The sequence below is a fragment of the Phytoactinopolyspora endophytica genome, assembly GCF_004138495.1.
Lineage (GTDB): Bacteria > Actinomycetota > Actinomycetes > Jiangellales > Jiangellaceae > Phytoactinopolyspora > Phytoactinopolyspora endophytica.
Map to the genome: position 1 here is coordinate 61535 of NZ_ML142853.1, position 10532 is coordinate 72066.

General features: G+C 66.3%; 9 protein-coding genes and 1 pseudogene. 8 read left to right on the forward strand and 2 right to left on the reverse strand.

Features of this window, described 5'->3' with window-relative positions:
• From ELR45_RS34990 to phnA, 6 genes are all read left to right on the forward strand, one after another.
• Positions 1-240, forward strand: a 240-nt coding sequence (locus tag ELR45_RS34990; RefSeq protein ID WP_165367676.1) for a hypothetical protein, incomplete at its 5' end; no start/stop codon positions are given.
• 33 nt (positions 241-273) lie between these two features.
• Positions 274-978 (forward strand): endonuclease/exonuclease/phosphatase family protein, encoded by a 705-nt coding sequence (locus ELR45_RS11075; protein WP_129665972.1) that lies wholly within the window; start codon positions 274-276, stop codon positions 976-978.
• Between the two features lie 53 nt (positions 979-1031).
• Positions 1032-1919: a LysR family transcriptional regulator gene (locus ELR45_RS11080; protein ID WP_129665975.1), complete on the forward strand. Its 888-nt coding sequence runs from the start codon at positions 1032-1034 to the stop codon at positions 1917-1919.
• 267 nt (positions 1920-2186) lie between these two features.
• Positions 2187-3263 (forward strand): alcohol dehydrogenase catalytic domain-containing protein, encoded by a 1077-nt coding sequence (locus tag ELR45_RS11085; protein ID WP_129665977.1) that lies wholly within the window; start codon positions 2187-2189, stop codon positions 3261-3263.
• Between the two features lie 55 nt (positions 3264-3318).
• Positions 3319-4782 carry an aldehyde dehydrogenase family protein gene (locus ELR45_RS11090; RefSeq protein ID WP_129666533.1) on the forward strand — a complete coding sequence of 488 codons (1464 nt, stop codon included), beginning with the start codon at positions 3319-3321 and terminating at the stop codon, positions 4780-4782.
• Positions 4783-4804: 22 nt separating this feature from the next.
• A complete protein-coding gene (phnA, locus tag ELR45_RS11095) occupies positions 4805-6049 on the forward strand; it encodes a phosphonoacetate hydrolase (RefSeq protein ID WP_129665979.1) in 1245 nt (414 codons plus the stop codon).
• 193 nt (positions 6050-6242) lie between these two features.
• Here phnA and ELR45_RS11100 read toward each other — a convergent pair whose 3' ends face one another.
• On the reverse strand, positions 6243-6890 hold the full coding sequence (locus tag ELR45_RS11100) for an HAD family hydrolase (protein ID WP_129665981.1): 648 nt from the start codon (positions 6888-6890) through the stop codon (positions 6243-6245).
• Positions 6891-6980: 90 nt separating this feature from the next.
• Entirely contained in the window at positions 6981-7844 is an 864-nt protein-coding gene (locus ELR45_RS11105) for an alpha/beta fold hydrolase (RefSeq protein ID WP_129665983.1), read from the reverse strand.
• A 369-nt stretch (positions 7845-8213) separates the two neighbouring features.
• Between ELR45_RS11105 and ELR45_RS11110 the strand changes: the two genes are divergently transcribed.
• Both ELR45_RS11110 and ELR45_RS37485 read left to right on the forward strand, forming a co-directional pair.
• Positions 8214-9224 (forward strand): type IV toxin-antitoxin system AbiEi family antitoxin, encoded by a 1011-nt coding sequence (locus ELR45_RS11110; protein WP_129665985.1) that lies wholly within the window; start codon positions 8214-8216, stop codon positions 9222-9224.
• 663 nt (positions 9225-9887) lie between these two features.
• Positions 9888-10532 (forward strand): annotated as a pseudogene (locus ELR45_RS37485) (AAA family ATPase); the annotation flags it as partial.

Here is a 10532-nt window from a genome sequence, read left to right on the forward strand (position 1 = left end):
AACGTCGACGTGGCCCCGACCCTGCTCGCCCTGCACGGCGTCGACCACGAGTCCCTCGACGGCCGGGTTCTCTACGAGGCGTTGGCAGATGGAGTCGGAGCCGCCGCCGGCACGGTGACCGTCGACCGGAGCACGTACCTCACCGAGGCCACCGGCGCGCCCTACCGCGCCGCCATCCAGACCTGCACCGTCGACGGCGTCCGCTACATCGACAAGAGCTGGCGGCTACCGGACCGGTGAGCGAGACCGCAACGGTCAGGAAGGGGAACTGCAGTGCTCAGAGTGGTGAGCTACAACATCCAAGACGGCGGCGAAGACCGCCTGCAGGCCATATCCGAGATCCTGCGCGAGCTCCGCCCCGACGTCGCCGCGATCCTCGAGGCGAACGACCGGGCCAACGTCGAGCTGCTGGCCACGAAGGTGAACATGGATCTGGTCTTCGGCGAAGCCAACAACGAGTTCCACATGGCGTGGCTGACCCGCCACACGCCTCTCGAGCACGTCAACCACCGCTCGCACGAGCTGGAGAAGACACTGCTCGAGCTGGTCATCGAGTGGCACGGCCGGCCGTTGCGCCTCTATGCCGCTCATCTGGCGCCTGGGTTGGAAGGCCACCACGATGCTCGCCGGCTGGCGGAGACCGGCGCCATCCTGCGTCTGCTACGCGAGCACACCCGCGACCCTCACGTTCTGGTCGGCGACTTCAACGCCGTCGACTCCTCCGAGGTGATCGAGCTGGTGCGGGAGGCCGGCTACATCGACTGTTACCGGACTATGCACGGCGATATCGTGTCCGACGCCCGGCCGGTGGGTGACCCGGCCCGTCGCATCGACTACGCCTTCGCGACGGGCGCCATGGCGAGCCGGTTACGTGCGTGCGGAATCCGATCCGGAGCCGATGCAGCCGACGCTTCGGACCACTATGCGGTGTGGGCTGACTTCGCCGAGGACGACGATGAGCCCGAAGAGAAGCGCTGAGACATGGATTGCGCCGGGACCATGAGCCCGCAGCGGACCGATAGTGTGCTGCTGTGAACATCACGTTGCAGCAGCTGGAGTTCTTCCGCACTGTGGCGCGTCACCTGTCCTTCTCGAACGCCGCCAAGGAGCTGTACACATCGCAGCCCTACGTCTCGAACCAGATCCGCCGGCTCGAAGATCACTACGGGGTGCCGTTGTTCGTCCGTTCGCACCCGCGGATCTCGCTCACCGAGGCCGGGCAGGCGCTCTACGAGCGGATCGAACGGATTCTCGACGACGTCGGCGAGCTCGAGCACGTCGTCCAGCAGTTCCAAGGCCTGCATCGCGGTACCATCACGCTGGCCGCTACCGCCAGTGCCGGGAACCACGTCATCCCGGACATGATCGCCAGCTTCAAGAGGGAGTACCCGGACATCGTCGTCCGTGCCAGGGTCGGGAACACCGAAGACGTGCAGGAGTGGCTCGGCCTGGACGAGGCCGAGATCGGCGTCACACCGCAACAACCCCAGAACGGGCCGATGATATGCGAGCCGTTCTACACCGAGGCGCTGGTGGTGATCGCCCCGGTGGCCATGGACCTGCCGGAGTCGGTGTCCGTCGCCGAGCTCGCGGCGCTGCCGAAGGTGATACGCGAGGACGGGTCGCTGACCCTGACCAAGATGAATCGGCTTCTCGAGGACTATCCGTACGGCACCGACTTCGTCGCCCAGTTCGGCGGAACGACGGCGGTGAACGAGGCGGTCGCGGCCGGGCTGGGTGTGTCGATCGTCCCCGAACGATCGGCCAAACCATGGCTGGACGCCGGTTCGGTACGGACGGTGACGCTGCCGGACGTCGCCATGGACCACTCCTTCTACCTGGTCTACTCACAGCAGCGCTACATCACGCCGGCCACCCGCACCCTCATCGAGCATCTGCGCCGCAACGCCCACAGCTGAGGTCGCTCCGCACTCGAAGAAGCTACTCAATCGGACGAACGTAGCGGGGGCAATCCCTGATTTGATATGGCCTGATAATCGCGATATCCGGCATGTGTGATGTGAGCGGCTTTTAGCGACGCGCGATAAACAGATGTCGTCGAGCAGTGATCGGGTCATTCGATATTCCGCATTGCGCGGATACCCGTCATGCCCGGATTCTCGTTCACAAGAAGCGCCGCGCTGACGGAGACGGCGCTCCTGGCGACCTCATCGAAGGAGCAGTGCATGCAAACGGCCGGAGCCGAGGTCCAGTTAGACGTGTCAATCGCCGTGTTCGACGACGGCGCCATCACCGTCGAACGGGTTGACTTGCCGGACCGCTCTGCCGGAGAGATCGACGTCGCCATCAGCGCGGCCGCCATCTGCGGATCCGACCTGCATACGGTGCTGGGACATCGCAGCGCTCCCGCGCGGACCGCCCTCGGTCATGAGGCCGTCGGCCGGGTGGCGGACCTGGACGACGGGACCACCGACTTCCGTGGAACACCGCTACGGCGCGGAGATCGCGTGGTGTTCTCGATGCTCAGCGAGTGTGGTTCCTGCGACCGGTGCCGGGCCGGGCTCACCATGAAATGCCGGTCATTGCTCAAGTACGGCCACGAGTCGGTCACCACGCCACCGCACGCCACCGGAACCCTCGCCGAACAGGTCCGTCTGCTGCCGAGCGTCCCGGTCCTGCGCGTACCCGATGACGTCGCCGACGTACAGGTCGTCTCGGCAGGTTGCGCCGTCGCCACCGCTGCCGCCGTCGTCGCCGCCGCCGGGACGCCACCCCCTGGGACCCGCATCCTCGTGCTCGGGGTCGGCGCCGTCGGCGCCTACTGCGCGGCCATGTTCGCCACCCTTGGCTGCGCCGTCCAGGTCCGCGATCCCTCGCCGGAGCGGCTTGCCCTCGCCGCGCAGCTCGGCGCGCAGCCCGCCGACTCCGACGGCGAGCCGTTCTCCGTGGTGGTCGAGGCCTCTGGGAGCTCAAGCGCGGTGCTGGAAGCCCTCAACGCCGCCGATGTCGGCGGGCATGTGGTGGCGGCCGGTTCGGTGAGCCTCGGCAGCTCCACCGTCACCATCGACCCCGCGCTGCTGGTGACGCGGCGCCTGCGGGTGACCGGCCTGCACAACTACACCGCGGAGAACTTCCGCTGGGGCGTGGACTGGCTCGTCGCGCACGGCAGACACCTTGGACTGGAGCGCCTGGTGTCTCCCCCGTTCCCCCTCTCCGCGGTCGACGAGGCGTTCCAGCTGATGAAGGACGGCCGTTATCCGCGCGTGCTGGTCCGGCCCGATGGTCATGGAGATCCCGCGTGACGTGGTCACGGCTCTCGCCACCGGCAACCGGAACGACGGCAGAGGAGGTACCGACATGGATGCCGACGTCACGTCTTCTGACCTGCGACACAACCTGATCGCTGGGACCTGGCAGCCGGCACGGGACGGCACCACCCGAACCAACGTGAACCCGGCCGACATGACGGACACGCTCGGCGAGTTCGCCGAGTCGGGCAAGGCCGACGCCGACGCGGCTGTGGCGGCCGCAGCCGCGGCGGCTCCTGCCTGGCGCGAGCTCGGGCCGATCAGGCGGGCCGAGTATCTGGGCGAGGCACAGCGGCTGCTGGCCGGCCGCGCCGACGAGTTCGCCCGCGCCATCACTCGTGAGCAAGGCAAGCAGCTCGCGGAGGCGCAGGGCGAGGTGAAACGGGCGCTGTCCATCCTGGACTTCACCCGTGGCGAGGCCCGGCGGCTCAACGGCGAGACCACCCCCGCCGAAGACCCCAGGACGTTCGCCTTCACCTTCCGCGCGCCGATCGGCGTCGTCGGGCTGATCTCGCCGTGGAACTTCCCGCTGGCCATCCCGATGTGGAAGGTGGCGCCCGCGCTGCTGGCCGGCTGCCCGGCCGTGCTGAAACCGTCGCCGTTCACTCCGCTCACCGCGGCCTTGCTGGTGCGGCTCTTCCAGGACGCCGGGCTACCCGACGGCGTGCTCAACCTCGTCCAGGGCGACCGCCTGGCGGGCGAGGCGCTCGTGGCCAACCCGGCCGTCGCCGGCGTCTCGTTCACCGGCTCTCTTCCGGTCGGTCTCGCCATCCAGCGGGCCGCCGCGCCGCGGCTGCTCCGAACCCAGCTGGAGCTGGGCGGGAAGAACGCTGTCGTCGTGCTCGACGATGCCGACCTGGACGGCGCCGCCGACGCCATCGTCCACGGCGCGTTCGGTCAGGCGGGGCAACGATGCAGCGCAACCAGCCGCGTCGTCGTCGATGTGCGTGTGAAGGAACAGCTCCTGAGTGGGCTGATCGAGCGCGCGGAGGCCTTGACGGTCGGGCCCGGGGTCGACGACGCCACAGACGTCTGCCCCGTCGTCAACGAAGACCGGATGCGTGCCTGCCTCGATGCTGTCGATGCCGCTCAGGAGGCCGGCGCGAAGATCGCGGCGGGCGGTGGCCGGGTCACCGATGGGCTTCCGCCGGGGTACTACGTGCGCCCGACCGTGCTGGCCGACGTGCCATGGGACAGCGAGATCGCGCAGGAGGAGATCTTCGGGCCGGTGCTGTCGGTGATCGACGCCGACGGGTTCGACGACGCCGTCCGGATCTCCAACTCGGTCAAGTACGGCATGTCGGCGACCGTGTTCACGCGGGACGTGTCCCGGGTGTTCGAGGCGATCGACCGGTTCGAGGCGGGCATGCTGCACGTGAACCGGCCGGGCGTCGGCGCGTATGCGCACCTGCCGCACGTCGGCACGAAGCTGTCCCAGTACGGGGCGCCGGAGTGTTCACCCCACGTGTGGGACTTCTACACCGAGTGGAGGTCCGCGTGCGTCACGTATTGAACAACCGCAGCGAGGGAGAACGATGAACGGTACCGCGGATGTCGAAGTGAACGGTCGCAGCTATGCGCCGCCGGCCGACCCGGTGGTCGTCGTCTGTATCGACGGCAGCGAGCCCGACTACCACCTGCGGGCGGTCGAGGCAGGACGGATGCCGTATCTCGAGTCGGTTCTACGAGACGGCACCGACCTGTCGGCCGAGTGCGCCATGCCGTCGTTCACCAATCCGAACAACCTCTCCATCGCCACCGGGGCGCCGCCGGCCGTCCACGGCATCTGCGGCAACTACTTCTTCGACCCGGCCAGCGGGGCCGACGTCATGATGAACGACCCGCGTTTTCTGCGAGCTCCGACCATCTTCGCGGCGTTCGAACAGTCCGGCGTCGACGTCGCCGTGGTGACCGCCAAGGACAAGCTGCGCCGGCTGCTGGGTGACGGGCTGAAGAGCGGGATCTGCTTCTCCGCGGAGAAGGCGGACACCGCTACCGTCGAGCCGAACGGGATCGACGACGTGCTGAAGCTGGTCGGGAAGCCGCTGCCGTCCGTGTACAGCGCGGAGCTGAGCGAGTTCGCCATGGCCGCCGGCGTTGAGATCCTGCGCGAACGACGGCCGGGGCTGACGTACCTCTCGCTGACCGACTACGTGCAGCACAAGTACGCCCCGGGAACGCCGGAGGCGAACGACTTCTACGGGATGCTCGACACCTACTTCGCGCGGCTGCACGAGCTCGGTGCCGTCCTCGTCATCACGGCGGACCACGGCATGAACGCCAAGTCTGCCCCGGACGGGTCCCCGCAGGTCGTGTACCTGCAGGAGCATCTCGACGCGGTGCTGGGCCCGGGCCGTTCGCACGTCGTGCTTCCGATCACCGACCCCTACACGTCGCACCATGCCTCGCTCGGATCGTTCGCGTTCGTCCATCTCCAGGACGACGCCGACGTGTCACCGGTCCGTGCGCAGCTGGCCGGCATCGACGGTGTGCAGGACGTGCTCGGCCGGGACGACGCATGCGAGCGATACGAGCTGCCCAGCGACCGGATCGGCGACCTCGCCGTCGTCGGCGATAAGCACGTCGCCATCGGCACGTCGCCGGACAAGCACGATCTGAGCAAGCTCGACCGCCCGCTACGCTCTCATGGCGGGCGCACGGAACAGACCGTTCCGCTGATCGTCAACCGCGTGCTGAACCCGCTGCCGCACGGGCACCGGCTGCGCAACTTCGACGCCTACTGGCTGGCGCTCAACTTCGCAGTCCGCCGCGCGTCGTAAACGGATTTCTACCATCCGTCGCCTCCCGCACAGCGAACGACATTGTGGTCGTCCCGACGACCACGATGCATGCTCTTTCGTCACCGCCCTTAACGGGACGTCATTGCCGATGACAAAACTTCACACCGTGAAGACCAGCCCGCCAGGTCGATCAGCGGATGAGGGACGTACGGAGTTGCAGCAGATATGAGAGTTACTGGGTGCAGACGTGGTCGATCGCCGCCGGGCAGCTGTCGAGGACGATCGACGGCGCGAACTCATCCTCTTCCCATGTCCTGCCTCTGTGAAGCCAAATGCTCTCGATGCCGACCCGATGAGCACCACCGATGTCTGCGTGAGCGGAATCGCCGATCATCCACGCCCCACCCAGTGGAACGCCCACGAAGTCAGCAGCGAGCTCGAAGATACGACGATCGGGCTTCGCCATCCCCGCGCTCTCCGAGATGACCCACCCCGCCAGGTAGTCGTTCAGCCCCATCCGACGGATCTTCCGTTCCTGCTGTTCTACCGTGCCGTTCGTCACCACAACCGGCGCCCATCCCGCGTCACGAGCAGCGCAGAGCGCCCTGGGCACTTCGGCGTCGAGAATCAACTGCTCAACCATGCCCCAACGCAGATCCTCTACCAGTTGTTCAACGGCCGATCCATTGAGCCGAAACCTCCTCTGAATCGACCGGGCCAGCGCGTCGCGCGGCTCGTAGCCGTCTCGGTCAGCATCGACCAGCCAGTCGACTTCGTTGGCAGGAACCATGTGCGTGCGGGTGAAGCCCTCGGCCCAACGACGAAACGCCGCAGCGCGGTCAACCAGCGTGTTGTCCAAGTCGAGCAACAGCAAAGACACCGTGGAATCCTACGTCGCCGATGTTCGGCCGCACGTCCCGCCTGTCGGCACGAGGTAGCGATCGAACACGCCGAAATGCATGGGCGGTTTTTACTCGTCGAGCAGCTCCCGCAGCTTCGCGGCGAACGCGGCTGGGTCGTTATCCGGGGACCACGCGTTGGCGGCGAAGCCACCGTGATCGCCGGGGAAGACCACCGGCTCGACACTCAACAGCTCGGCCAGCGCCTCGCCGCCGCGGCGGGCCAGGCCTCCCTCCCCGAGGGCGCCGATCGCGGGGATGACCCGTGCGGACGAGGCACCCAAGGCACTCGCGTCGGGCACGAACGGCGGCATGGCGAGGTTCCCGCTGAGGAGCAGGTCGTCACGCGACCCGTCATCCTCGGTTGGAAGCCCGAGCTGCGCCGGGTCGGGTGCGGGCTGGTCCAGGTAGTCGTCGGGCAGCGGGCCTTGGCGCATCGCGAGCTGGATGAACTTCGCCATCGCGGGGCCGAAGCCCTTGCGTTGATAGGTGTCGACGATGTCCGCATTCACCTTGATCGCCATCTCGCGGTCCTCCAGCAAAGCCACCAACGGCGGCTCGTGGGCGACGAGAGTGCGGACGTCCGCGGGATGGGCGACGACCCAGTGCAGGGCACACATCGCGCCGCCGCTCGACCCGAAGGCATCCACCGGACCCAGCCGCGCCGCCTCAACGACACGGTGGTAGTCCTCGGCGTGCACTTCAGCGGTGAGCTCGCTGTCGGGTTCCCGCGTGCTGCGCTCCATGCCCCGTGGGTCATAGGTGATGACCGTTCGGTCGCCGAAATGGCTCACCAGCTGCTCGAAGCCCGACGCCCCCATCGGCGAGCCGAAGATGAACAGCGGCCGGTAGCCGCTCGGCGCCTCGGGCTCGTGGACGTCGTAGGTCAGCACGGCGCCAGGTGCCTCGACGGTGTGGGTGCTCCGGTCTGTCATCGCTACTCCATTCTCGGATGGTGTCTACTCATCCTGACTGCACCCGACCCCAAAACTCATCGCCCGTAGCTGATGAATTGTGGACGGACGGAGCCGAGATCGAGGGCATCGGTTCACCGCCGGCCACCAGCTTGTCGGGTGGCTCGCGCGGCTGGACGGGCAACCCGCGACCAAGGACGCCACAGCAGAGCTATCACGGCTGAACGGACACCGGTCGACAGCCTGAGACCACACGCGCGACGCATTCGCATTGCGGATCGGTTGTCCAGCCCTGACCTGCCCTCGCTGACCATTATCCAATCGGCTGTTCAGTTTTCTATTGTGTTCAGCTAAACTGAACGACACTGAAAACTGAACAGGAGGTGCCGGATGCACCCTGCGATCGAGCACGACCTGCGTGCACGATTCGAGGAGTACGGCCTCGACGCCACGTTCAACACGACACAACTCAGAGACCTTCCACCTGGTGGTCAGACCACGCTCATACTCCAGCGGGCCAAGACGATGCAGGTGTACGTGACGACGTACCTGTCGCCGATGACCCTGACGGAGGTGGGCAAGCGGAGGCTATGGCACGACAGCTCATCGAACCTCGTCGTTGGCGACCACATCAACGAACGTAGCGCAGCCGCCTTTCGTGAAGCTGGCTTGCAGTTTCTTGACCGTGCGGGCAACGCCTGGCTCACGTTCGATGACGTGTTGGTCGATGTTCGCGGGCGTACACGTGGGCGCGGTCAGATACCGGCGCCGCAGCCCAAGCAAAGGAACCTGTTCAGCGCCCGGCGCGCACAAGTGATCTTCGTTCTCCTGGCATGGAGCGCTGCGATTGAAGCGTCATTTCGGACAATCGCTGACGCGTCCGGGGTCTCCGTCGGACAGGTTCAATCAACCATAAAGCTGCTCGACGACACCGGATACCTGCGCCAGGCCGGTTCACGGCAGCTTCTACGCCGAGACGAGCTTCTCGACAGGTGGACCGCTGCGTATCCGACCGGCTTGGGTCCCAAGTTGCGCCTGCGCGATTTCTTCGGGAACGTCGACCACATCGAGCAGGTCAGCAATGCTCAGACTCTGCTCATCGGCGGTGAGGCAGCGGTGGAGGAGCTGTTGCGCCCAGCCTCCATCACACTCTATGCAGAGGAACTTGACCCGCGGCTGCCCGCGACGAATCGGTGGCGCACCGACAGGGAACCGAACATCCACCTCCGGCGCAAGTTCTGGAAGCCGCCGTTCCCCGAAGGTGCCGCGACTCGCGTACGGGGATTCGCGAGAGCTCCCTCCTTGTTGATCTACGCTGATCTGATCGCATCCGGCGACTCCCGCCAACGAGAAGCAGCAGGAGCTCTGCGTGAGCAAGATGTTGAACTTCGACAGCTGTGACAGCTCCGTACTCGACGTCACGGCGCACGTCGTCCATGCCATGCAGCATCTGACCAACATAGACCCTGCCGCGATCATGGTGGTCGGTTGTGTAGCAGCGGTCCGACCTTGACCACCTGGCCACCAGATTCGGTCACGAAACCCTCCCCGCCTGGACGCGAGACCGTGGTCGCCGGAGAACAATCGTCATGCATCTTGGCGCTGGTATGGCCGGCAACGTGACTCCATGACTTATACCGACCGACGCCGATGAACGCCATTGTGGTCGTCCCGACGACCACAATGCATGCTCTTTCGTCACGGCATCTGAAGGTGTCGGCAACGACACGCACATCGCGCACGCCTTTGGTGACCGCGGTCTGGTTCGGTCGAGCGCTACCTACTCGTTGACGGCAGACGCGGCCTTTTGCTCGCTCCCGCCTGTTACGCAGGGGCCGACGACGAGGTCGACGCCGCGTCGCACGGAAGGGCTATCCGACCCGATCGGAAGATGAAAGAAAGGGGGAAATTCACTCTTTCCCACTTCTAATTTATAGCGCACTGGGGGACTTGCGGCAAGGCCCCGGGTGTGCCGCACAATCGTCAGCCGAGGCCAAAACTACGGTGCTCGTGAACCTCGGCATTTTGATCCTTGGACACGAGTATCAGATCGGAGCTGACAACGTGAACGCCCTGACAACCAGCGCGTTTGACCTTCCCGAGCGCCTTTCCGACAAGGCCGACTCGGCGTTGATCGCCAGCGACGAGGAGCATTTCGCGGCCATCGCGGAGAGCCTCGAGCAGTCGATCGCCGACCTATCCGACCGCCTCGACGCCACGCGCAAGGCACCCGGCGGCATAGGTCAGCCGGCGATGGACCGAGACATGGAGATCCACCGGCTGACCGCTCGCCTGCGCACTCTGCGTCGCTACGGTCTCGACGTGTGCCTGGGACGCATGGTCGGTGCGGACGACCCCGACCCCGTGTATGTCGGGCGGCTCGGCCTCACCGACAGCGACGGCCGTCGTCTGCTGATCGACTGGCGCTCCCCTGCCGCTGAACCGTTCTTCGGAGCGACCCACGCTAATCCGATGGGTCTGGCAAGCCGCCGCCGGTATCGCTGGACCCGCGGCCGGGTCGGCGACTACTGGGACGAGGTGTTCACCGCGGACGGGTTCGAAGGGCACGCCGCGCTCGACGACCAGTCCGCCTTCATCGCCAGCCTGGGCAGCAACCGGTCGGCCCGGATGCGCGACGTTCTCGGCACCATCCAAGCCGACCAGGACGCCATCATCCGCGCCGGATCCCGTGGCGCACTCGTCATCGAC

Bases quoted from the DNA above. Each gene is read 5' to 3' on its own strand.
- ELR45_RS11090 (WP_129666533.1), top strand. From the start codon at position 3,319: ATGGATGCCGACGTCACGTCTTCTGACCTGCGACACAACCTGATCGCT.
- ELR45_RS11085 (WP_129665977.1), top strand. From the start codon at position 2,187: ATGCAAACGGCCGGAGCCGAGGTCCAGTTAGACGTGTCAATCGCCGTG.
- phnA (WP_129665979.1), top strand. From the start codon at position 4,805: ATGAACGGTACCGCGGATGTCGAAGTGAACGGTCGCAGCTATGCGCCG.
- ELR45_RS11110 (WP_129665985.1), top strand. From the start codon at position 8,214: ATGCACCCTGCGATCGAGCACGACCTGCGTGCACGATTCGAGGAGTAC.
- ELR45_RS11105 (WP_129665983.1), bottom strand. From the start codon at position 7,844: ATGACAGACCGGAGCACCCACACCGTCGAGGCACCTGGCGCCGTGCTG.